This is a genomic window from Actinoplanes teichomyceticus ATCC 31121 (assembly GCF_003711105.1).
GTDB classification, from domain to species: domain Bacteria; phylum Actinomycetota; class Actinomycetes; order Mycobacteriales; family Micromonosporaceae; genus Actinoplanes; species Actinoplanes teichomyceticus.
In genome coordinates this window covers 2,173,451-2,196,014 of record NZ_CP023865.1, presented here as the reverse complement: position 1 = coordinate 2,196,014, position 22,564 = coordinate 2,173,451, and the positions used below count along the sequence as shown (strand labels likewise).

The following is a 22,564-nucleotide window of genomic DNA, read 5'->3' as shown; positions in this document are numbered from 1 at the left end:
CCGCCGCGGGCCGGACCGGCGGCCGGTCCGTCCGGCGGGCATCCGACCCACCCCGGCCGGCATCCCCGCCGGTCGGCGCGGATCCGGACCGCTCGGCGGAACTCCGGGCGAGTCAGCGGGGATCCAGGCAGATCGGCGGGGATCCAGGCACATCAGCGGGGACCCGGACCGCTCGGCGGGGACCCGGACCGCTCGGCGGGGACCCGGACCGCTCGGCGGGGACCCGGACCGCTCGGCGGGGATCCGGCCCGGTCGATGGCCGGACGGGTCAGCGCGCTCGGCCGGAAAGGACTAACGTCGATACGGTCGTTGCCGGAAGTCCGGAAAGGACAATCGACTGTGCACAACAGGATCCGCTGGGCCGTCGCCGCGCTGGCCTTGGCCGGCACGCTGGCCGGGACCGCGGCGCCCGCCCATGCCATCGCCAACGGCGAGCTGGTACCCGACGGCCGCTACCGCTTCTCGGTCAAGTTCACCATGACCGGCATCCCGACCGCCACCGGTGGCCGCCGCAACAGCGCGTGCTCCGGCGCGCTGATCGCACCGGAGTGGGTGATCACCGCCGGGCACTGCTTCCGCGACGCGAACGGCGTCCGCGTCGAGTACCCGGTGGCCGACTCGACCACCGCGACCGTGGGCCGCACCGATGTGACCGGCACCGGCGGCCACGTGCTCGAGGTGGTCTCGGTCCGGCAGTCGGCGACCGCGGACGTCGCGCTGGCGCGCCTGGAGCAGCCGGTGACCGATGTGCGCCCGATCCGGCTCGGCCTCCGGCCGCCGCAGGTCCGCACGATCCTGCGGGTGACCGGGTACGGTTCGGTGACCAGTGTCAACCCGGTGCCCGAGACGCGGCTGCGGACCGGGCAGCTGACCGTGGCGTCGGTGAGCAGCTCGGTGCTCGGGCTGCGCGGGTACGCGCCGCAGTCGAACACCACACCGTGCCCGTACGACTCCGGCGGGCCGTACTTCACCGAGCCGGCGGGCGCGGACCCGGTGCTGGCCGGCGTGGTCAGCAACGGGCCGAGCTGCCCGCACACCGGGGTGGAGAACGCCGCGCGGACCGACAACATCGCCGCGTGGATCAACTCGATGATCGGCGCGAGCTGACCGCTGCGCGACGACCGGGACGGCGGGCGAGCCAGTCGCCGTCCCGGAGCCGCCTGAAGCGGTGCCCCGGAACCGCCCGGAGCGGTGCCCCGGAACCGCCCGGAGCGGTGCCCCAGGACCGCCCGGAGCGGTGCCCCAGGACCGCCCGGAGCAGTGCCCCCACAACCGCCCGGAGCGGCGTCTGAAGAGTGCGCGGGAGGGCGTCGCCGGGCGCGGGATCAGCCGGCGCGGTAGGCCAGCACGAGCTGGAGCTCGAAGCGGGCGGTGGGGTCGTCGAGAGCCGGGCCGAGCAGGTCGCGCAGCCGGTTGACGCGATAGCTGACGGTCTGCGGATGGACGTAGAGCTCCGCGGCCACGGCCGTCCGGGAACCCCAGTGCCGTAGCCACGACTCCAGGGTGACCAGCAGTTGGTCGCGCTGGTTCGGGCGCAGCCCGGCCAGCGGCGCCAGGCGCCGGGCGGCGAGCGCGGCCAGGGCGCCCGGCTCGCCACGCAACGCCAGCAGCGCGAAGTGGTCCTCGACGAAGACCGGCGCGGGCCCGGCGCCGACGAGGTCGGCGGCGCGCTCGGCGAGCCGGACCGCCTCGGGCACCTCGGTCCACGGCTGGGCCGGGCCGACCACCGCGCCGCGGCCGTCGAGCGCCTCGGCCAGCGCGGCCCGCTCCGCCCGCGGGCCGGAGCGCAGCAGCAGCACCGCGTCACGGCCGCGCTCGGCCACCACCCCGTCGGCGGCGAACCGGAATCGGGCGTCCCGGGCCTGGTCCGGTGGCAGCAGGACCGGGATCACCCGGTCCAGGGTGGCCCAGCCGATCGCGGCCACCGCCTCCCGGGCCACGTCGGCCGGCGCGCCGCCGCGCAGCAGCAGGTCGGCGGCCTGGCGGCGGCGCCGGTCCCCCTCCCCGGCCTGCTCGCGCAGTTGCCGGGCCAGGCCGTCGGTGCAGGCCGCGGCGAGCTCGTCGACGAAGGCGCTGGTCGCGTCGGACAGGTCGATGATCTCGTCGAGCGAGACCGGGCGGGAGCCGGCCAGCGCCTGCGACGCGGTGCGCAGCAGCAGCCGGGCGGCCGTGCGCAGGGCGCCCAGCAGCAACTCCGGGCCGCGGTTCTCGCGGGCCTCGGCCGCGCCGAGCGCGACGAACACCTCGCGGATCCGCGGCGGCAGCGCCGGCTCGCCGGTGCCGGCCAGGTCGAGGAAGCGGTCCAGGGCCACCTGGACGGCGGTCCGCACGTCCCGCTCGAACTTGGCGCCGCCGGTGCCGGCGAAGGCCGGGTCGGCCGCGGCGACCGCCTCGGCGATCGCCCGCACGGCGGCCGGCAGGCGCGGCCGCATGACGGCGGCCAGGTCGGTCGGCAGCCGCTGCCACGGGGTCGTCATCGCCGCATTTTGTCACCCGGTGACAACGGCGGGGTCGCAGATTGCTGGCCGCGGGACGGTGCCCGCCGGCCCGGGGCGGGGTGACGATGGTCCCGGTCACACCCCTTGAGGATCGGAACCGCCCGTGAAGCACCGGATGTCCCGTCAGCATGTGGTCGACATGTGCCGCACCATGCTCGACCGTGGTTACCTCAAGGCGACCGAGGGCAACGTCTCGGTCCGCATCCCGGGCCACGAGCTCTACGCCGTCACGCCCAGCAACTACGACTACGACCGGATGCGCGTCGAGGACGTCTGCATCGTCGACTTCCGGGGCCGGCACGTGCCCGATCCGGGCGCCGCCGGTGGGCTGGTCCCGTCGATCGAGTGCGGGATGCACGCGAACATCTACCGCGAGCGGCCGGACGTCAACGCGATCGTGCACACCCACCAGCCGTACGCGTCGGCCCTGGCGTTCCTGCGCAAGCCGATCCCGGCGCTGACCGACGAGCAGGTGCGCTTCCTCGGGCGGGAGGTCGCGATCATCGACTACGCGCCGGCCGGGACCGGCTTCCTCGCCCGCAACGTGCAGAAGAGGGTGGCGAGCGGGGACAACGCGTTCATCATCGCCAACCACGGGGTGGTGGCGGTGGGCACCGACCCGTCGCGTGCGGTGTTCAACATGGCGCTGCTGGAGAAGGTGTCGATCGCGTACCTGCTGGCGCTGACCTCGGAGGCCGGGAAGGTCCACACGATCCCGGCGACGATCCGGGAGATCGCGTTCAACAAGCTGCGCGCGGACGAGAAACGGATCGCCGCGCAGATCGTGGACGCCGTCGAGCCGGTCCGGGTGCCGGAGGACGAGCCGCTGCCCTCGGTCGCCGACCCGCTGCCCCCGGCCGCCACCGAGCCGGCCGGTGGGCCGCGCGGCGAGCCGCAGCCGGCCGCCCACGGCTACATGATCAGCGAGTACCTGGACGTCGACGACACCATGCGCCGGCTCAAGGCGCTCGTCGCGCAGCCGGTGCGCGGCCTGCGCCACGACGCGCTGCTGGACGTGCTGAACTACTTCGAGACCAAGTGCACGGCCAGCCGGGAGATCACCGAGCGGGCCAAGCGGCGCATCCCCGGCGGCGTCCAGCACAACCTGGCGTTCAACTATCCGTTCCCGCTGGCGATCGACCGGGCCGAGGGCGCGCACCTGACCGACCGGGACGGCAACGTCTACATCGACTTTTTGCAGGCCGGCGGCCCGACCATCCTGGGCAGCAACTACGCCCCGGTCAACGAGCAGGTGGCCGCGGTGATCGCCGAGTCCGGGCCGGTCACCGGCCTGTTCCACGAGTACGAGCTGAAACTCGCCGAGATCATCCACGAGTTCATGCCGCACATCGAGATGTACCGGTCGCTGGGCTCGGGCACCGAGGCCGTGATGGCGGCGGTCCGGGCGGCCCGCGCGCACACCGGCCGGAAGATGGTGATCAAGGTGGGCGGGGCGTACCACGGGTGGTCCGACACCGTGGTGTACGCCCTACGGGTGCCCGGCACGTTCCGGATGAACGCCAAGGGCATCCCGTGGGGCGCCACCGGGCGGACCCGGGAGACCTTCCCGCACGACCTGGGCGCGCTGCGACGCAAGCTGATCGAGAACCGGGTCCGCGGCGGCACCGCGGCGGTCATCGTCGAGCCGTTCGGCCCGGAGTCGGGCACCCGGCCGGTGCCGCGCGACTACAACGCGGCCGTCCGCGAGCTGTGCGACGAGTTCGGCGCGCTGCTGATCTTCGACGAGGTGGTGACCGGCTTCCGGACCGGCATGGGCGGCGCCGCCGGGTACTTCGGCGTCACCCCCGACCTGACCGTCTTCGGCAAGGCGGTCTCCGGCGGGTACCCGATGGCCGGCGGGGTCGGCGGGCGGGCCGACGTGATGAGCGTCTTCGGCTCCGGCCTGGACGGCCGGAGCGGCGCGCACATCCAGGTCGGCGGCACCCTGTCGGCGAACCCGCTGTCCTGCGCGGCCGGGTACTTCGCGATCCGGGAGATGGCCCGGACCGGCGCGCCGGTGCTGGCCGGGCGGGCCGGGGACCGGCTCACCCGCGGTCTGCAGCGGCTGATCGACCGGTACGGCCTGCCGTACGTGGCGTACAACCAGGGCTCCATCGTGCACCTGGAGTGCAGCGGCGTGATGCTGCTGGACATGCGCAGCCCGATCAAGCTGCTCCGGGAGAACAAGGCCCGCAAGACGCTGATGGAGCAGATGGGGGCGGCGTACGCCGCGCACGGCATCATCACCCTGGCCGGTTCCCGGATGTACACCTCGATGGCCGACACCGACGAGGTCATCGACGACGCGTTGGCCCGGTTCGACCGGGTGTTCGCTCTGGTGGAAGGGGTCTGAATGGCCACTCCGCCGCAGGTGCTGGCGATCGACCTGGGCACCTCGGGGATGAAGGCCGCGCTGGTGGCGGCGGACGGCACGGTGACCGGCTGGGCGCAGCGCCCGGTGCCGCTGCGGGTGCTGCCCGGCGGCGGCGCCGAACAGGACCCGGTCGCGTGGTGGGACGCCCTGGCCGAGGTGGTCGGCGATCTCGGGCGCGACGTCCCGGAACACCTGCGCGCGGTGACCACGATCTGCTCCTCCACCCAGGGCGAGGGCACCATCGCGGTCGACGCCGCGGGTGAGCCGCTCACCCCGTGCATCAGCTGGCTGGACATGCGCGGGGCGGCTCATCTGCGCCGGCAGTTCGGCGGGTTCCCGTCGTACGCCGGGCTCTCGCTCTTCCGGATCGTCCGGTGGCTGCGCCTGACCGGCGGGATGCCGTCGCCGACCGGCAAGGACCCGGCCGCGCACATGCTGCTGGTGCGCGACGAGATGCCGGCGGTGTACGCGCGGACGAAGACGTTCCTCAACGTCCTCGACTGGATCAACCTGAAGCTCACCGGCCGTACGGTGGCGACCGTCGACTCGATCCTCACCTCGTGGGTCACCGACAACCGCCGGGCCACCGACATCCGGTACGCGCCGTCGCTGCTCGCCGCCAGCGGGATCGACCCGGACAAGTTCCCGCCGATCGTGCGGTGCACCGAGGTGATCGGCACGCTGGCCGCGGACGCCGCCGCCCATCTCGGGCTGCCCACGTCGGTGCGGGTGGTGGCCGGCGCGATCGACAACACCGCGGCCGCGATCGGGGCCGGCACGGTACGCGACCACGAGCCGCACCTGTACCTGGGCACCTCGTCCTGGATCGCGGCGCACGTGCCGGCCAAGAAGACCGATGTGACCAGCGGCATCGCGTCCATCCCGTGCGCGCTGCCGGACCGCTACCTGATGACCGCGCTGCAGGCCACCGCCGGCGCGAACCTGACCTGGCTGCGCGACAAGATCGTCGAGTACGACGACCCGCTGCTGTCGGCCGGGCACATCAGCCGCGACGAGGGCACCATCTTCGACGCCTTCGACAGGATCATCCCGACCGTGCCGGCCGGGGCGGACGGCGTGCTCTACACCCCCTGGCTCTACGGCGAGCGGGCCCCGGTCGACGATCCGCACCTGCGCGCGGGCTTCCTCAACATCTCGCTGGAGACGACCCGGTCGGACCTGCTGCGGGCGGTGTTCGAGGGGGTGGCGCTGAACACCCGGTGGATGACCCGGGCGGTGGACCGGTTCCTCGGCGCGCCGGTGCGGTCCCTGGTGATCACCGGCGGGGCGGCGCGGTCCCGCTCGTGGTGCCAGATCTTCGCGGACGTGCTCGGCATCGAGATCCGGCGTGACGCCGACCCGGTCGCGGTCAACGCGCGGGGGGCGGGCTGGATCGGGGCGGTCGGCGCCGGGATGATCGATTTCCCGGACATCCCCGGCCTGGCCCGCAACGATCAGGTCTTCCAGCCGGGCCCGGACCGGGCCGCCTACGACGAGATCTACCAGATCTACACCAGCCTGCACCGGCAACTCGCGCCGGTCTACCGCCGGCTGCACCGCACGGCGCGCTGATCAGCCGGTGGCGTGGTCGATCAGCCGGTAGTAGTTGATCGCCATCATGGTGAGCAGCATGAGCAGGAACGCGGTGCTGACGAACCCGTAGGTCAGGTACAGCCGCCGCCGGGCCGCCGAGACCGAGCGGTGCGCCGCGGACAGCGGGAGCCGCAGCAGCACGTGGGCCATGTACGCGTTGGCGCGGTGCCGCAGGTTCAGCTCCCCGAGCGCCGCCTCCAGCGCGTGGTTGCCGTCGGTGGGCAGCAGCGGATTGAGGTTGTTGATGATGACGAACAGCTGCAGCCCGAGCAGCCAGCGCAGCGGCCCGAACCCGACCGGGTCGATGAGGATCAGCAGCGCGGACAGCCCCGCCGCGGCCAGGTCGACGAGCGGCCCGACCAGCGCCACACCGGCGCGCCCGGCGCGCGACCGGACCCGGTAGGCGTCCGTCCGGTCCACGTACGTCAGCGGGATGAGCAGGCAGAACAGCTTGATCCCGGCCTCGCGTACCGGCACGCCCAGCGACTGGCACACGGTGGCGTGCGCCATCTCGTGCACGGTGGCCTGCACCAGCAGCGCCCCGATCAGCATCGTCCACGACGGACCGGTGAAGACCAGCGGCGCCGGCACGACGAACGCCAGCACGACCGCGCTCACGGACGCCACGGCGACCAGCACCGCGACGGTGCACCCGGTGCGGGGGTAACGGGCCAGCAGCAGGGCCGGCGGACGCAGCAGCCGGTTCAGGCGGCGGGCCGGGAACCGGACGCGCGGGGTGAGCCGGCCGAGCCGGGTCAGCGCCAGCCGCCGGCCGCGCAACGGTTCCGGCGGCACCGACAGCACCCCGGCCGCGCGCAGATCCTGCAGGAACGACAGCAGGACCGGCCCGCGGTCCCGGGTGCCCTCCGGCCCGCGTGCCCGGCTGGCGGCGGCCAGCAGCGCCGTCCCGGTCCGGGTGCCGTCCAGCAACGGCACCAGCCGCGCGCCGGTCCGGCTCACCCGGACGTACGTCCCGTTCGCGGCGTTGAACAGCAGGGCATGGCCATCCGCGCCGTCGACCAGGGTGACCTGCGGTGCGAGCCCGATGGGCTGGTCCAGCCACTCGGGTACGACGACGTTCGGCGTGGTGCCGCTGTCCAGGGACATCGATGCCTCCGTTACCCGGGCGGCGCTGCGGTACGGACGACCGGGGGCGTGTTCACGACACGCCCCCGGCTGCGATCACCACCGGCACGCGTGGCATCCGCGGCAGCCGTGGCAGCCGTGACACGGCCCGCAGCCGTGGCAGCCGTGGCAGCCGTGGCAACCGTGGCAGCCGCCACAACCGCCGCAGCCACCGGTCCCCAGCAACGACGCGCTGACGACGGTCGGTAACTGCTCGGCGGTCAGATCATCTTCCAGCCAGAGGTCCAGCTCCTCCGAGACCTCCGGCTTCTTCAGCTCACTGCGCATCTCTCAACTCCCTTGCTCTCTCGTCTCCTGGTGAACGCCGGCCGGCCGTGGGCCGCCGGCCGGGCCCGTGACCTGAATCAGTCCGGACCCGCGACTGTGGACCGGTACGACACCGCCGTGCCCGGGGGATGCCCGACCGCGAACGCGAACAGCGCGGCCCGGTGGTAACCGTCGGCGCCGGCACGTTCGCGCAGGACGTGCGGCAGCAGGCCGGCGAAGACCGTGCCGACGAGATCGAGGCGCAGCGCGGTCAGCCACGCGGCGTGTCCGGCCGCGCCGGCCCGCGACAGCAGCAGCCGGTGGCCGTGGCTGCCGTGCCGGGCGAGCGCGGCGGCCAGGTTGCCGGTGATCACCAACAGGGCCGCGGCCTGGGCGAACTCCCGTTGCAGCACCAGTTCCTCGGCCTGCGGGCCGTCCGGCAGGCTCGCCACCCGGCACAGCCCGGAACGCTCCGGCCGGTACCGGTACAGCCCGGTGTCCACCCCGGTCACCCGCCAGGCCGCGCAGTACAGTTCGAGGTCGACGCCGGCCTCCCGCTCGGCGGGCCAGCCGCGGGCGTCCATCCGGTCCGCGGCGGCGAAGAGGGCCGACACCTCGGCGCCGGTGAGGGCGGTGGGCGCGTACTCGTGGGCCGCGCTGCGCCCCGGCAGCACGTCGTCCAGGGCCGCGTGCGGGGCCGCCGGCTCGGGCAGCCCGATCAGCGGCCCGTCGTCCGGCGCCCGGCGCAGGTGCGCGGGCACCGGCGCGGGCGGCCGGGCGGCCGCCGCGGCGTCCAGCAGCGTGTCGCTCAGCAGCCGTTCCAGCAGCCGCAGCCGGTCGGCGGCGGGATCCGGCTCGCCGGAACGCGGCCCGGCGGGCGCGGAACGGGTCTCAGTTGTCGGGATCATCGTCAGTCCTCGGGTCGAGTGCGATCACCGCGGTCACCGGCTCGTCGGCGGCCTCGATCCGCAGCGCCCGGCTCAGCGCGGTGTCGTCCCAGCGGCCGGCGAAGCGGGTGGCCAGCCCGCACTCGTCGGCGAGCGCGGACAGCTGGGCCAGCGCGACGCCGGCGTCCAGGCAGAGGACCCGGTAGGCGAAGTCCTGGTACTTGGCCGACACCACGCCCAGCGCCCCGGTGAGGGCGATCAGGGCGGCCGGCCGCTGCGCCGCGAGCTCCGGGCAGACCGCCGCGGCCTCGGCCGGCAGCGTCGACGCCGACAGCGGCCGGATCCGCGCCAGGCTGTGGTCGCCGCGCTGGTAGAAGTACCACCCGGCGGGCAGTCCGGCCACGTCCAGCGGGAGCAGGTAGGCCTGCACCGAGCCGAGGTTCCCGCCGGTCGGCGCCCACCGGCCGACCTTGCCGGACCCGGCCGCCGGGCCGTCGTCGCGCAGCCCGACGGTGCGCCGCAGCAGCACGGACAGGGTGGCCAGGGTCAGGCGCGGGGCCGGGGCGGGCGGGCCGCCGTTGAGCGGGATGCGCGGGGCGGCCAGGTACTCCTTGTTGTACCGCTGCAGGGACAGGTTCGCCGGCTTGTAGTGCGCCTGGTGGTCCTTGAGGTTGAGCCACTCGCGGGGCGGCGCCGCCACCTCCTGCTCGTACAGGTGGGCCAGCGCCGGGCGGCCGGGCCGGGCCGGCGCGCGGGTGGGCAGGCACTGCGGGCAGCCCGGCCGGCGGTACGCGCCGACCGCCCGCTGGGTCCAATCGGCGAGGTCGAAGACGGTGCAGCCGGAGGTCGACGGGGTCGAGCCGACCCGGGACAGCAGGTGCACGATCTCGGTCGCGGTCAGCGCCGCCCAGATCGCCGCGCACGCCCGGGACGGCACGCCGCCCGGCCCGGCCCCGCTCCCGGCGAAGCACTCGTAGCAGCAGGTGTACCGGGCGTTGAACAGCGGTCCGATCTCGGCCGTGCGCGGTCCGGCCGCGGTGCGCAGCCAGCTGATCCCGGCACGCCGGCAGGCCCGGTCCACCGCCACCATCGCGGCGGCGTTCCCGTCGTCGACGGCGACCAGGAAGTCGCCGGCCCCGGCGGCCTGCTCCGGACCGCTCCGGTGCGCGTCGACGCCCGCGGCGGCCAGCTCGGCGCGGAGCCGGCCGGCGAGCGGCTCCGGACCGGCGACCAGCACCCGGGTGCGTGCCAGCCGGTCGCACGCCTCACCCCGGCTGTGGTTGACCCGGGTGGTGTCCAGATTCCGGCCCAGGTAGCCGGCCACCTCGGACGGGATCAGCTCGCTCTCCGGACCGGGCGGTCCGTCCTGCAGCAGCCCGCTGACGTACAGCAGGGAGACGCACGCGCGCAGGTCGGTTCCGGCCACGTCGGCGTGCGCCGCGGCCAGCTCGGCCACGGTACGGGTACCGTCCAGCGCCGGCAGCAGCCGCGGGATCAGGGTCAGCGCGGCCCGCCCGCGCAGCACCGTCTGCCGGTTGGCGCTGCCCACGAACGCCAGCCCGTCGTCCAGCGGGACGCACACCAGCCCGGGCGCCAGGCACGGCCGGACGGGCACGCTGAACTGCGGATCGACGGCGACCGCGTACGCCATGGCCGCGGCGGAGAGGCGCCCGTTCTGCCGGGAGGTGTCCTCGATCTGGATCATCCCCACACCCCCTGGAGCATCGCGGGCAGCCGCTCGTACGACCGGGTGGTCTCGTCCCGGCCGGAACCGCACCGCGGGCAGCCGTGCACGCCGACCACCCGGCCGGAGCGCAGCTGCTGGGTCGGCACGTCGATCTGGCGTACCCGGCCGGCCTCGTCCCGTGGGTCGGCCCGGAACCGGTCCACCACCTCGGCGACCGTGGCCGCCGCGAACAGCGCGGTCGCCGGCAGGTACCCGGCCGGCCCGGCCTGCGGGTCGGCGTCGTAGTACCGGTCGACGGCGGCGCGCACCGCCCGCCCGGCGTCGTGCTGCGCGAGCCGGCGGCGGTAGCAGCCGTGGCAGGCGCCGGCGCCCGGCACCACCACCGGGCCGATCTCCAGCACCGGATGGTCCAGGACGACCGGCAGCCACGGGTGTCCGGACCGGTACGCGTCCTCGTCGAACTCCCGCTCCAGCGCGGGCACCCGCCGCCACGCCACCAGCACGTCCAGCCGGGGACCCGGTCCCGGCGCCGGTGGCGGCCCGGTCCCGGCGCCGGTCGCGTCGGTCCCGGCGACCTGCACGTCGCGGCACAGGTCGCGCAGCCGCTCGGCGACCGCGTAGCCGAACGGGCCGACGGGGGAAACGATCAGATGACACATGCGCCACTCCCGGTAGACGTCAGGCGAACGGCTGGGGCCAGGCGTTGAGCTCGGCTTCCGGCCTGCTCGGATAGCCCATCCGGACCGGCGCCTGGTAGAGCCGGGGATGCCCGAGGTAGCGGGCCAGGTAGCTGAAGGACAGCGGCTGCAGGCCCGGCACGACCGCGCGCACCACGGTCATCCCGGTCCGCAGCGCCTCGTCCGGGGTCAGGTCGACGATGTACGCGTCCAGCTCGCACGCGGCCAGGCGCGCGGAGACCAGCCGCAGATCGGCGACCGGATCACCGGTGGACAGCGTCGGCATCGCGGAGATCCGGCGACGGGCCGGGCTGTCGAGCAGGAAGTCGAACGCCGCCGCCCGTTGCGGGGCGGACATGTAGGCGGCGCCGTCGGACACCCCGCCGAACGCCCGCACGTCCTCGCCCGGCGGCGGGGTCCCGTGCAGCGCGATCCGCTCGGAGACCGTCTCGCAGATCGCCTTCGCGGCCGCCACCTGCGGGTCCAGCCCGGTGGCGCAGGAGACCACGGTGCGGCAGGTGGGGTGGTCCGGCGCGACCGAGACGCCGTAGACGGTGGGGATGCCCACGTCGGTGGTGGCGTCGAAGAGGTGCACCGTCACGTCCCGGCCGGCGCTGAGGTCGAGGTAGCGCTGCAGCTGCGGGCTGACCGTGTCGAGCTCCAGCCGCGGCAGCGCGAGCCGTTGCAGCCAGGTGATGCTGATCGCGTCGCGCTCGATCACCTCGCAGAGCGCTCCGCACACCGCGACGGCCGGATCCGGGTGCGCCGCCGAGCCGGTGGAGATCGGCCTGGTGAAGCGCTCCCCGGCGTGCGCGGGCAGGTGCATGTACACCAGCACGGCGGGCACCCAGCGCGGCTCGCCGGTGCCCAGGTGCACGCCGCGTACCCAGCGCATCCGCGCCGCGCGGTCCGGCCGGGTGACCGGGCAGTCCGGGTCCGCGAACTCGGCCTCCGAGCAGCGCGGCAGGGTGTCCGGGTCGAGGGCCTCGGGGCCCAGCTCGTCAGCGGTCGCCCAGATGAACTGGCGTTCGTCGTACACGCAGTTGGCATAGCGTTCCAGCGCCTCGGCGACGGCGACCAGCGCCGAGCGCTCCGGGTCCACCCCGGTTCCGGTGCCGTCGAGGTTGCCCAGGCACTCCGGTCCGCACAGGTTGGGCAGCACGCTGGACACGTCGCCGAGATCGGCCGAGAACACCGCGAGCGGCGGCTCGGAGGGTTCGACCGGGAGCCGCAGCACGTGCCCGACCAGCCCGCCGAGCGGCGACACCAGATCCGCCAGCCGGGCCGAATCTGCCGTTTCCACGCTCCGCTGCGTTGCTCCCACGGCAACCGCGCTCATTGCGCACGCTTCTCCCTGCCCGGTCGGATCCGGGCGAAAGCTGTCCGACGGCGCCCGTCGAGGACTACCCGTGCTCCTTCAACTCTGGACCTCCGGCGGACGATTCGCTGTGGTTTGCGAAAGCTACAACCGAGTTGTGTTCCTGATCCCCATAGGAATGAATTGTCCGACATTGACGACATGGTCGGAGCATTCGCGTTCGCCCGCCAGGGCGTCCGGCGGGCGCCCTGGCCGGGCCGTCCACAACGGACCGCCGCGGGCGCCGGCACACCGATCCGGCGGCGGACCGGGCCCGCGCCACACCGGGCGCCGTCCGGCGGCGGCCCGGCCCGTGGCAGGCCGGGCCGGCGCGTCCGGTGGTGGCGGGACGGACCGGCGCGTCCGGTGGTGGCGGGACGGACCGGCGCGTCCGGTGGTGGCGGGACAGGCCGGCCGCGTCGGTGGCGACGGTCGGGCCGGCGCGTCCGGTGGTGGCGAGACAGGCCGGCCGCGTCGGTGGCGACCGGTCAAGCCGGCGCGTCCGGTGGCGGCGGGCGGGTCACGAGGCCGCGGCGCGCTCCAGGCGGCGGGTGAGGACGCATTCGGTGAGGGTGACCAGGACGGCCTTGACCGACTCGCGACGGCGGGCGTCGCAGTCGACCAGGGGCAGGTCGTCCGGCAGGCCGAGCGCCTCGCGGATCTCCGCGTGGGCGAAGCGGCGCGCGCCGTCGAACGTGTTGACGGCGATGACGAACGGGATGTCGCGGTCCTCGAAATAGTCGATCGCCGGGAAGCAGTCCTCGATACGGCGGGTGTCGACCAGCACGATGGCCCCGAGCGCGCCGTCGACGAGATCGTCCCAGAGGAAGGCGAAGCGGTCCTGGCCCGGTGTGCCGAACAGGTAGAGCAGCAGCGCGTCGTCCAGGGTGATCCGCCCGAAGTCGAGGGCGACCGTGGTGGTGGTCTTCGCGGCCACCGCCGAGGTGTCGTCCACGCCGATCGAGCGTTCGGTCAGCTCGGCCTCGGTGACCAGCGGCTCGATCTCGGAGACGGCGCCGACGAAGGTGGTCTTCCCGACGCCGAAGCCGCCGCTGACCACGATCTTGACGGCGACCGGTGGCGGCGCGGCGGCGGTCTCAGAGCGCCCGGACACGGTCCCGGATCCTCTCGATCAGCGTGGCCGGCAGCTCGACCGGCGTGTCCTCCACGAGCACGAAACCCTCGGTGATCAGGTCGGCGACGATCACCCGCACCACCCCCAGCGGCGCGCCGAGCGCGGACGCGAGGTCCGCCACCGACACCGGCGCCTGGCACAGCTCGACGATGCGGCGCGACTCGAACCGCAACGGCGCGCCGAGCGCGGCCGGGGCGGCGGACAGCTGCGTCTCGATCCGCAGGCCGTCGCGCACCGGGTGGGTACGCCCACCGGTGAGCATGAACGGGCGGACCACCGGATCGGGGTCGGGCGGCCGGGCAGCGCCTCTCATCGCGGGAGCCTCTGCCGGGACTCGGCGATCAGCGCCGGGGTGAGCAGGTCGCCGAACCGCTCGGCGAGCCGGGAGATCTCGTACCCGACCAGGCCCGGGTCGCTGTCCCCGCCGGCCACCACGCCCAGGCAGCTGCCCCCCGGGATCACCGAGATCACCAGGAACCCGCGTCGCATCTCGATCATGATGAGTTCCAGGCCCTCGAAGTCGTACCGGCGCGACGCGGTCCGGGCCAGGCTCGCCAGGCTGGACACGATCGCGGCGAGCTGGTCGGCCTCGGCCCGGTCCAGTCCGTCCGATCCGGCGATCAGCAGCCCGTCCGACGACACCGCCACGGCGTCGCGGACCCCGTCCGTCTGGTGGACGAAGTTGCCGAGCATCCAGTTGAACTGGTGCCGGTCGGCGGTGCCCGCTTCCACACTCATCACGTCTCCTCGGAGCTCGCCGCGACGGGGCGGGCGGTGCCCCGCCGGACGCCGTCGCGGAACGCGGTCAGACGGTCACGGACGGCGTCGGGTGAGTCGCTGAGCTCGCCCGTCGGCTCCTCGCGCGGGGCCGGCGCGGCGCCGGGTCCGGCGCGGCGCGCCCGGGGAATCCGTTTGCGCAGCCCGTTCGCCGTACGTTCGAAGTCCGCCGGCCGGAGCGCCGCGTCCAGCGCCGGGGCCGCGGGCCGCTCGGTGACCACCACGAAGTCGACCTCCAGGGCCCGCGGCCGGATGCGCACCCGGTCCGCCGTGCGCGGCCGGGCGGCATGGGCCGGGGCGGCAGCCGCCGGGCCGACCGGCGCGGGGCCGGGAGCCGCCGGGCCCGGGCCGACCGGCGCCGGGCCGGGAGCCGCCGGAGCGGGGCCGACCGGGGCCGGGTCGGCGAGCAGCTCGCCGGGCAGCGTGATCCGGGCGGTCACCCCGGTCACCGCCGACGGGGTGAGCCGCACCCCGGCCTTCATCTCGGCGGCCAGCCGGCCGACCACGTAGTGGCCCAGGAACCGGGCCGGTCCGGTCATGAAGTCGCCCTCGCCGCGCAGCCGCCGGTTGGCGCGGTCCAGGTCCTCGTCGGTCATCCCGACGCCCTGGTCGCAGATCGCGATCAGGTAGCCGTCGCCGAGGCGGCGCCCGTGGATCTCGACCTCCAGGTCCGGCGGGGAGAACGTCAGACCGTTCTCGATCAGCTCGGCGAGCATGTGCGCCAGGCCGCTGGCGACCGAGCCCTGCACGAGCGCGTCGTCCAGCCGCCGTAGCACCACCCGGCGGTACTCCTCCACCTCGGACACCGCGGCCCGGATGACGTCGGCCATCGCCAGCGGGCCCGGCCACTGGCGCGGGCTGGCGGCGCCCACCAGGACCAGCAGGCTCTCCGCGGTGCGGCGCATCCGGGTGGCCAGGTGGTCGAGCTCGAACAGGTTCGCCAGCCCGGTCGGGTCGGTCTCCTCGCGCTCCAGCCGGGTGATGAAGCCGAGCTGGCGGCGCAGCAGGTTCTGGTTGCGCCGGGCCAGGTCGGCCATCGACTCGGCGGTGCCGCGGCGCAGCCGCGCCTGTTCGGTGGCGAGGGCGTACGCGGTGGTCCGCACCCGGTCGAACGCGCCGGCCACCCGGCGCACCTCGGCGCTCGCGCCCCGGGGCACCGGCAGCGCGGCGGGCGGCCCGGTGTCCTCGCCGGCCGCGGCCCGGCGCACCGCGTCCGGCAGCCGCTCACCGGCCAGCCGGTCCGCCTCGCCGGCCAGTTCGGCCAGCGGTTCCGCCAGCGACCGGGTGGCCGCGGTCGCCAGGAAGGCCGAGCCGGCGAGGCAGAGCAGCACCACCGCGGACAGCAGCGCCAGCCGCAGCGTGGCCCGGTCGCGCAGGTCGTCCGCCCGGGCCAGGGTGCCCGTGCCGATCCGGGTGGCCAGTCCGGTCATCCCGTCCAGCAGGGTGTCCACCGCGGTCCACCACGCGCCCGCGTCGGCCAGCAGGCTCTGCCGGTCGCCAGCGCGCAGCGCGGCCCGTTCCACGGCGCGGGCCTGAGCGGCGGCGCCGGAGTCGAACAGTGCCGCCTTGGCCGCTGCGGCGGCCGGGTCGGCGAACTCGTCGAACTCCTCCAGCGCCAGGTCCCGGGCCGCGACGATGGTGAGCAGCTCGGAGAACTCGCCGGGCTGGAAGCCACCGGCGGTGATCACGCCGTCCAGGAAGACCCATTCCTGGGCGGTCGCCTCCTTGACCTCGGTCAGCATCTCCAGCGACTCGGCGCCGCGGCGCAGCCGGAGATCTTCGATGATCTCCAGGTGCCGGGTGTCGTCGCTGAGGTCCTCGATCAGCCGGGTGTAGAGGTCGAAGGTCGCGTCCCGGTCGGCCGCGCCGGTGTCCGCGCCGGTGCGGACGCGGGTCAGCTCGTCGAGCCCGGCGAGCGACTTCTCGGCCTCGCCGGCGTACTCGTCGCCCGCGGCCAGCACGGAGCGGACCCGCGCACGCTCGGCGTCGACCCGCTGCCGGGCCGCGCCGATCCGGGACCGGAAGGCGGTGTTGCCGCCGAGCACCGCGACGGTCAGGCCGCGCTCGTTCTGCAGCTGTTGGACCAGGCTCTGCAGGGCGAGGACGACGGTGATCCGGCGCTCGGTGGCGGCGGCGTTGCGGTAGCGGGCGATCTCGTTGGCGTGCAGGACGGCGAGCAGCGCGAGCATGGCGGCCAGGGGCGGGGCCAGCATCCGGACCACGCGGCCGCGGATGGTTCGGTCGCGCCGGGTGCTGCGCCACATGCCGGTGCCTCCTCGCCGCGGGTGTTGGTGCGAAGCCGTACGGTGATCGCCGCCCAGGATTGGCGTCGGTCATCGCCCGGTCAACACCCCGATCGAGGGACGCGGATGGCGCAGGGCGGCTGGGCTCGCACGCGGCGCGTGCAAATTGCAACGTGAGCCCCGAACGAGGGATGGCCCGCGACGCGCCGCGGAGCCCTGAGGCGACTGATTGTCATCGATATCACGTACCGGCGGCGAGGCCGCGCGTGACCAGCCCGGCTACCCGCCGGTAATACCCGCCGGTAACCATGAGACATGGCCGGACCAGGGCGGTTGCCGCTGAATCCGCTTTACCACCTGTAGTCTCTCGGCGAAGGTTTTCCCTGAAGTAAGGGCTCGATCGGGTGTTCAAACGAATCGCCATCGTCAACCGTGGTGAGGCCGCGATGCGGCTCATCCATGCCGTCCGGGAGCTCGCCGCGGAGACCGGCGTGCGGATCGAGACCGTCGCGCTGTTCACCGACGTCGACCGGACCGCCACCTTCGTCCGCGAGGCCGACATCGTGTACGACCTCGGCCCGGCCGCCGCACGGCCGTACCTGAACCTGAAGCTGCTGGAGCAGGCGCTCGTCGAGACCGGCGCCGACGCGGCCTGGGTGGGCTGGGGCTTCGTCGCCGAGGACCCGGCGTTCGCGGAGCTGTGCGAACGCATCGGAGTCACCTTCATCGGCCCCGGCCCGGAGGCCATGCGCAAGCTCGGCGACAAGATCGGCGCGAAGCTGATCGCCGAGGAGGTCGGCGTTCCGGTCGCGCCGTGGAGCCGCGGCCCGGTGGAGACGCTGGAGGCCGCGCTGGAGGCGGCGCAGCGGATCGGCTACCCGCTGATGCTCAAGGCCACCGCCGGTGGCGGCGGGCGCGGCATCCGGGTGGTCCGCGACCCCGACCAGCTCGCCGACGCGTACGAGCGGACCAGCCAGGAGGCGGCCCGGGCGTTCGGCAGCGGCATCGTCTTCCTGGAGCGCCTGGTCACCGGCGCCCGGCACGTCGAGGTGCAGGTCATCGCGGACGGGCAGGGCACCGCCTGGGCGATCGGCGTGCGCGACTGCTCGGTGCAGCGGCGCAACCAGAAGGTGATCGAGGAATCGGCGTCGCCGGTGCTGCGGCCCGAGCGGGCCGCCGAGCTCAAGGCGTCCGCCGAGCGACTCGCGGTCGCGGTGGGCTACCGCGGCGCCGCCACCGTCGAGTTCCTCTACCACCCGGGTGAGGACCTGCTGGCCTTCCTCGAGGTCAACACGCGCCTGCAGGTGGAGCACCCGATCACCGAGTCGGTCACCGGCTTCGACCTGGTCAAGGCGCAGCTGCACGTCGCCGCGGGCAACCGTCTGGAGGGTACCCCGCCGGTCGAGCGCGGCCACGCCATCGAGGCCCGGCTCAACGCCGAGGACCCGGACCGCGACTTCGCCCCCTCCCCCGGCCGTATCGTCCGGCTGGACTTCCCGGCCGGCCCGGGCATCCGGGTGGACACCGGGGTCAGCGAGGGCGACAGCATCCCCGGCGACTTCGACTCGATGATCGCCAAGGTGATCGCGTACGGCAAGGACCGCGACGAGGCGCTCGGCCGGCTGCGCCGGGCGATGGCCGAGACCACGGTGGTGATCGAGGGCGGGGCCACCAACAAGAGCTTCGTGCTCGACCTGCTCGACCAGAGCGAGGTGATCGACGGCAGCGCGGACACCGGCTGGATCGACCGGGTGCGCGGCGAGGGCCGGCTGGTCTCCGACCGGCACTCCGGCATCGCCCTGGCGGCGGCCGCGATCGAGGCGTACGAGGAGGAGGAGCGCGTCGAGCAGCAGCGGCTGCTCTCCACCGCGTTCGGCGGGCGCCCGCAGGTGCGGCACGACAGCGGCGCGCCGCTGGACCTCAAGCTGCGCGGGTCGACGTACCGGGTGCGGGTGGCCCGGGTCGGCGCGCACCGGTTCCGGGTCGGCATCGAGGCCGGCGAGGACGTCCGCCTCGCCGACGTCACGGTGGAGCGGTTCGACCGGCACAGCGGCCGGATCCAGGTCAACGGCGTGCGGCACCGGCTGCTCACCGGCACGCACGGCGCGATCACGCTGGTCGAGGTGGACGGGGTCACCCACCGGGTGAGCCGGGACGAGGGCGGCGTGCTGCGCTCGCCGATGCCGGCGCTGGTGGTGGCCACCCCGCTGGAGCCCGGCGCCGAGGTCGAGGCCGGCGCGCCGGTGCTGGTCCTGGAGGCCATGAAGATGGAGGCGGTGCTGCGCGCGCCGTTCCGGGCCCGGGTCAAGGAGGTGCTGGTCGCGGTCGGCGGCAAGGTCGACGCCGGGGCCGCGCTGCTGCGCCTGGAGCCGACCGGCGGCGACGAGGCCGAGCAGGCCGCCGGCGCCACCGCCCCCATCGACCTGCCGCAGGCGCCGGACGGCCAGCCGGCCCGCCAGCGCGCCGCCCGCGGCCAGGAGGACCTGCGCAGCCTGCTGCTCGGCTTCGACGTCGACCCGCACGACGAGCGCCGCGTGCTGGACGACTACCTGGCCGCCCGCCGCGCCGCCATCGAGGAGGGGCGCCGGCCCCTGGAGCAGGAGATCGCGCTCATCGAGGTCTTCGCCGACCTGGCCGAGCTGAGCCGCAACCGGCCGGCCGGCGAGGACGGCGACGCGCACGTGCACAGCGCCCGCGAGTTCTTCCACACCTACCTGCAGAGCCTGGACGTGGAGCGGGCCGGGCTGCCGGCGTCGTTCCAGGCCAAGCTGGCCAAGGCGCTGAGCCACTACGGCGTCACCGACCTGGAGCGCACCCCGGACCTGGAGGCCGCGGTGTTCCGGATCTTCCTGGCCCAGCAGCGCGGCGCGGCCGAGGCCGCGGTCGTCTCCGCGCTGCTGCGCGCCTGGCTGCAGGAGCCGCCACCGGACGTCACCCTGCACGAGCCGGCCGGTCTCGCCCTGGAACGGCTGGTCGCCGCCACCCAGGTACGTTTCCCGGCGATCGCCGACCTGGCCCGCGGCGTGGTGTTCACCTGGTTCGGCCAGCCGCTGCTGCGCCGCAACCGGGCCCGGGTGTACGCGGAGATCCGCAAGCACCTGCGCCACCTGGACGAGTTCCCGCAGTCCAGCGACCGCGCCGACCGGATCGCCGAGATGGTGCGCAGCACCGAGCCGCTGGTCCGGCTGCTCGGCCAGCGCCTGCTCCGGCACAATGTGGACAACTCGGTGCTGCTCGAGGTGCTGACCCGCCGCTACTACGGCAACAAGGGCCTGACCGGGGTGCGCACCGTCACGTCCGGCGACTTCTCCTTCGTGGTCGCCGAGAAGTCCGGCTCGCTGCTGGTCTCGGCCGCGGAGAGCTTCGACCGGCTGGGCGGCACGCTGGCCGGACTGGCCGGACTGGCCACCGAGGACGGCACGGTCGACGCCGACATCTACCTCGCCTGGGAGGGCCAGCCGGCCGACTCCGACGAGATGGCCACCGCGCTGCACGAGGTGATCAGCCGGCACCCGCTGCCCGCCCAGATCCGCCGGGTGACCACGACGGTCGCCGGGCGCAGCGGCGCGGTCATGCACCACCACTTCACCTTCCGGCCGTCCACCACCGGGATGGAGGAGGAGCGGCTGATCCGGGGGCTGCACCCGTACATCGCGCAGCGGATGCAGCTGGAGCGGCTGCGCAAGTTCGACCTGACCCGGCTGCCGTCCGCGGACGAGGAGATCTACCTGTTCCAGTGCGTCGCCCGGGAGAACCCGGCCGACGACCGGCTGGTGGCGTTCGCGCAGATCCGCGACCTGACCGAGCTGCGCGAGCAGGACGGCCGGCTGGTCGCCCTGCCGACCACCGAGGACACCATCGCCACCTGCCTGGACGGCATCCGGCGGGCACAGGCGCGGCGGTCGCGGGACAAGCGGTTCAACACCAACCGGATCGTCATCTACGTGTGGCCGGTGCTCGGCCTGACGTACAACGAGATGGAGATGATCGCCCGCCGGGTGTCGCCGACCACGGCCGGCGCCGGCCTGGAGGAGATCCTGTTCATCGCGCGGCGGCGTGACGAGGCCACCGGCGAGCTGGTCAAGGTGAACGTGCGGATCACGTTCAGCGCGACCGGCGGCACCGAGCTGATCCTCAGCGAGCCGACCGACGAGCCGGTCGAGCCGCTGGACGGGTACCGGCAGAAGGTGCTGCGGGCCAGCAGCCGCAACACCGTCTACCCGTACGAGCTGACCGAGTTCCTCGGCGAGTTCACCGAGTACGACCTGGACGAGCGGCACGCGCTCGTGCCGGTCGACCGCCCGAAGGGGAGCAACTCGGCGGCGCTGGTGGCCGGCGTGGTGCGCACGGTCACGTCCCGCCACCCCGAGGGCATCTCCCGGGTGGTGCTGCTCGGCGACCCGACCAAGTCGCTGGGCGCGCTGTCCGAGCCGGAGTGCCGCCGGGTGATCGCGGCCCTGGACCTGGCCGAGCGGATGCGGGTGCCGCTGGAGTGGTACGCGCTGTCGTCCGGCGCCCGGATCTCGATGACCTCGGGCACCGAGAACATGGACTGGGTGGCCGCCGCGCTGAAGCGCATCGTCGAGTTCACCCAGGCCGGCGGTGAGATCAACATCGTGGTCGCGGGCATCAACGTGGGCGCCCAGCCGTACTGGAACGCGGAAGCCACGATGCTGATGCACACCAAGGGCATCCTGGTGATGACGCCGGACTCGGCGATGGTGCTGACCGGCAAGCAGTCGCTGGACTTCTCCGGTGGCGTGTCGGCCGAGGACAACTTCGGCATCGGCGGCTACGACCGGGTGATGGGGCCGAACGGGCAGGCGCAGTACTGGGCGCCGAACCTGATGGCCGCCCGGGACGTGCTGATGGCGCACTACGAGCACACGTACGTGGTGCCGGGCGAGGCCGGGCCGCGCCCGACGCTGACCACCGACCCGATCGACCGGGACATCTCGGACTTCCCGCACGCGATCGAGGGCAGCGACTTCACCACCGTCGGCGAGATCTTCTCGGCCACGGCCAACCCGGACCGCAAGAAGCCGTTCGACATCCGCACGGTCATGCGCGCGCTGGCCGACCAGGACCACCCGGTGCTGGAGCGCTGGGCCGGGATGGCGGACGCGGAGACCGCGGTGGTGCAGGACGCGCACCTGGGCGGCCGGCCGGTGTGCCTGCTCGGCATCGAGTCGCGGTCGGTGCCGCGGCGGGGCTTCCCGCCCACCGACGGGCCGGACACGTACACCGCGGGCACGCTGTTCCCGCGCTCGTCGAAGAAGGCGGCCCGGGCGATCAACGCGGCCAGCGGCAACCGTCCGCTGGTGGTGCTGGCCAACCTGTCCGGCTTCGACGGCTCTCCGGAGTCGATGCGCAAGCTCCAGCTGGAGTACGGCGCGGAGATCGGCCGGGCCATCGTGAACTTCCGCGGCCCGATCGTCTTCTGCGTGATCTCCCGGTACCACGGTGGCGCGTTCGTGGTGTTCTCCAAGGCGCTCAACCCGAACATGACGGTGCTGGCCCTGGAAGGCTCGTTCGCGTCGGTGCTCGGCGGGGCGCCGGCCGCGGCCGTGGTCTTCACCGCGGAGGTCAACGCGCGGACCGCGGCCGACCCGCGGGTGCGCGAGCTGGAGGCCCGGGCCTCGGCGGCCACCGGGGCGGGCCGCAGCTCGCTCGCCGCCGAGCTGGACGAGCTGCGCTCCGCGGTGCGGGCCGAGAAGCTCGGTGAGGTGGCGGCCGAGTTCGACCGGGTGCACAGCATCCAGCGCGCCATCGAGGTGGGCTCGGTGGACGCGGTGATCTCGGCCGCCGAGCTGCGGCCGCGGATCATCGCGGAGATCTCGTCGCGCTCCGCCTGATCGTTCCACGCGAGGGGGGACCCCGGCCGGTGGCCGGGGTCCCCCCTCGCGTCGCCGGGACGTTCGGCACCGGGCCGCGTCCGGGCCGG

15 protein-coding genes are annotated in these 22,564 nt (G+C 74.3%); 4 read left to right on the top strand and 11 right to left on the bottom strand.

Annotation, left to right across the window (positions count from 1 at the left end):
• The first annotated feature begins 339 nt into the window (after positions 1-339).
• Positions 340-1,107 (top strand): S1 family peptidase, encoded by a 768-nt coding sequence (locus tag ACTEI_RS09955; protein WP_239082333.1) that lies wholly within the window; start codon positions 340-342, stop codon positions 1,105-1,107.
• Between the two features lie 218 nt (positions 1,108-1,325).
• Here ACTEI_RS09955 and ACTEI_RS09950 read toward each other — a convergent pair whose 3' ends face one another.
• The gene (locus ACTEI_RS09950; RefSeq protein WP_122977389.1) at positions 1,326-2,477 is read right to left on the bottom strand and encodes a PucR family transcriptional regulator; all 1,152 of its coding nucleotides are present in this window, start codon (positions 2,475-2,477) and stop codon (positions 1,326-1,328) included.
• Between the two features lie 136 nt (positions 2,478-2,613).
• Here ACTEI_RS09950 and ACTEI_RS09945 point away from each other — a divergent pair, with 136 nt between their 5' ends.
• A complete protein-coding gene (locus tag ACTEI_RS09945) occupies positions 2,614-4,851 on the top strand; it encodes an aminotransferase class III-fold pyridoxal phosphate-dependent enzyme (protein WP_239082334.1) in 2,238 nt (745 codons plus the stop codon).
• Positions 4,852-6,444: a xylulokinase gene (locus ACTEI_RS09940; protein ID WP_122977387.1), complete on the top strand. Its 1,593-nt coding sequence runs from the start codon at positions 4,852-4,854 to the stop codon at positions 6,442-6,444. It abuts the gene before it with no gap.
• Here the strand turns inward: ACTEI_RS09940 and ACTEI_RS09935 are convergent, their stop codons facing one another.
• From ACTEI_RS09935 to ACTEI_RS09895, 10 genes are all read right to left on the bottom strand, one after another.
• Entirely contained in the window at positions 6,445-7,572 is a 1,128-nt protein-coding gene (locus ACTEI_RS09935; RefSeq protein ID WP_122977386.1) for a zinc metalloprotease, read from the bottom strand.
• A 75-nt stretch (positions 7,573-7,647) separates the two neighbouring features.
• On the bottom strand, positions 7,648-7,878 hold the full coding sequence (locus ACTEI_RS37725; protein ID WP_145830839.1) for a hypothetical protein: 231 nt from the start codon (positions 7,876-7,878) through the stop codon (positions 7,648-7,650).
• 77 nt (positions 7,879-7,955) lie between these two features.
• Complete coding sequence (locus tag ACTEI_RS09930; protein WP_122977385.1) at positions 7,956-8,765, bottom strand: nitroreductase family protein; 810 nt, start codon at positions 8,763-8,765, stop codon at positions 7,956-7,958.
• Positions 8,749-10,449 carry a SagB family peptide dehydrogenase gene (locus ACTEI_RS09925; protein ID WP_145830838.1) on the bottom strand — a complete coding sequence of 567 codons (1,701 nt, stop codon included), beginning with the start codon at positions 10,447-10,449 and terminating at the stop codon, positions 8,749-8,751. Before ACTEI_RS09925 ends, ACTEI_RS09930 begins: the two co-directional genes overlap by 17 nt.
• Positions 10,446-11,090 carry a TOMM precursor leader peptide-binding protein gene (locus ACTEI_RS09920; RefSeq protein ID WP_122977383.1) on the bottom strand — a complete coding sequence of 215 codons (645 nt, stop codon included), beginning with the start codon at positions 11,088-11,090 and terminating at the stop codon, positions 10,446-10,448. The genes ACTEI_RS09925 and ACTEI_RS09920 overlap by 4 nt, the downstream gene beginning before the upstream one ends.
• A gap of 19 nt (positions 11,091-11,109) precedes the next feature.
• On the bottom strand, positions 11,110-12,411 hold the full coding sequence (locus ACTEI_RS09915; RefSeq protein WP_164465893.1) for a YcaO-like family protein: 1,302 nt from the start codon (positions 12,409-12,411) through the stop codon (positions 11,110-11,112).
• A gap of 574 nt (positions 12,412-12,985) precedes the next feature.
• Positions 12,986-13,579 (bottom strand): GTP-binding protein, encoded by a 594-nt coding sequence (locus ACTEI_RS09910; RefSeq protein ID WP_122977381.1) that lies wholly within the window; start codon positions 13,577-13,579, stop codon positions 12,986-12,988.
• Positions 13,563-13,913, bottom strand: a complete 351-nt coding sequence (locus ACTEI_RS09905; protein ID WP_122977380.1) for a DUF742 domain-containing protein — start codon at positions 13,911-13,913, stop codon at positions 13,563-13,565. Before ACTEI_RS09905 ends, ACTEI_RS09910 begins: the two co-directional genes overlap by 17 nt.
• Entirely contained in the window at positions 13,910-14,338 is a 429-nt protein-coding gene (locus ACTEI_RS09900; RefSeq protein ID WP_122977379.1) for a roadblock/LC7 domain-containing protein, read from the bottom strand. Before ACTEI_RS09900 ends, ACTEI_RS09905 begins: the two co-directional genes overlap by 4 nt.
• Positions 14,338-16,641 carry a sensor histidine kinase gene (locus ACTEI_RS09895; RefSeq protein ID WP_122977378.1) on the bottom strand — a complete coding sequence of 768 codons (2,304 nt, stop codon included), beginning with the start codon at positions 16,639-16,641 and terminating at the stop codon, positions 14,338-14,340. Before ACTEI_RS09895 ends, ACTEI_RS09900 begins: the two co-directional genes overlap by 1 nt.
• Before the next feature lie 383 nt (positions 16,642-17,024).
• Here ACTEI_RS09895 and ACTEI_RS09890 point away from each other — a divergent pair, with 383 nt between their 5' ends.
• Positions 17,025-22,475, top strand: coding sequence for an ATP-binding protein (locus ACTEI_RS09890; RefSeq protein WP_122977377.1), 5,451 nt, complete (start codon positions 17,025-17,027; stop codon positions 22,473-22,475).
• Positions 22,476-22,564 lie beyond the last annotated feature (89 nt).

Coding starts and splice junctions, on each gene's coding strand:
- ACTEI_RS09925 (WP_145830838.1), bottom strand. CDS start 10,449: ATGATCCAGATCGAGGACACCTCCCGGCAGAACGGGCGCCTCTCCGCC.
- ACTEI_RS37725 (WP_145830839.1), bottom strand. CDS start 7,878: ATGCGCAGTGAGCTGAAGAAGCCGGAGGTCTCGGAGGAGCTGGACCTC.
- ACTEI_RS09940 (WP_122977387.1), top strand. CDS start 4,852: ATGGCCACTCCGCCGCAGGTGCTGGCGATCGACCTGGGCACCTCGGGG.
- ACTEI_RS09950 (WP_122977389.1), bottom strand. CDS start 2,477: ATGACGACCCCGTGGCAGCGGCTGCCGACCGACCTGGCCGCCGTCATG.
- ACTEI_RS09905 (WP_122977380.1), bottom strand. CDS start 13,913: ATGAGAGGCGCTGCCCGGCCGCCCGACCCCGATCCGGTGGTCCGCCCG.
- ACTEI_RS09945 (WP_239082334.1), top strand. CDS start 2,614: ATGTCCCGTCAGCATGTGGTCGACATGTGCCGCACCATGCTCGACCGT.
- ACTEI_RS09900 (WP_122977379.1), bottom strand. CDS start 14,338: ATGAGTGTGGAAGCGGGCACCGCCGACCGGCACCAGTTCAACTGGATG.
- ACTEI_RS09935 (WP_122977386.1), bottom strand. CDS start 7,572: ATGTCCCTGGACAGCGGCACCACGCCGAACGTCGTCGTACCCGAGTGG.
- ACTEI_RS09930 (WP_122977385.1), bottom strand. CDS start 8,765: ATGATCCCGACAACTGAGACCCGTTCCGCGCCCGCCGGGCCGCGTTCC.
- ACTEI_RS09920 (WP_122977383.1), bottom strand. CDS start 11,090: ATGTGTCATCTGATCGTTTCCCCCGTCGGCCCGTTCGGCTACGCGGTC.
- ACTEI_RS09895 (WP_122977378.1), bottom strand. CDS start 16,641: ATGTGGCGCAGCACCCGGCGCGACCGAACCATCCGCGGCCGCGTGGTC.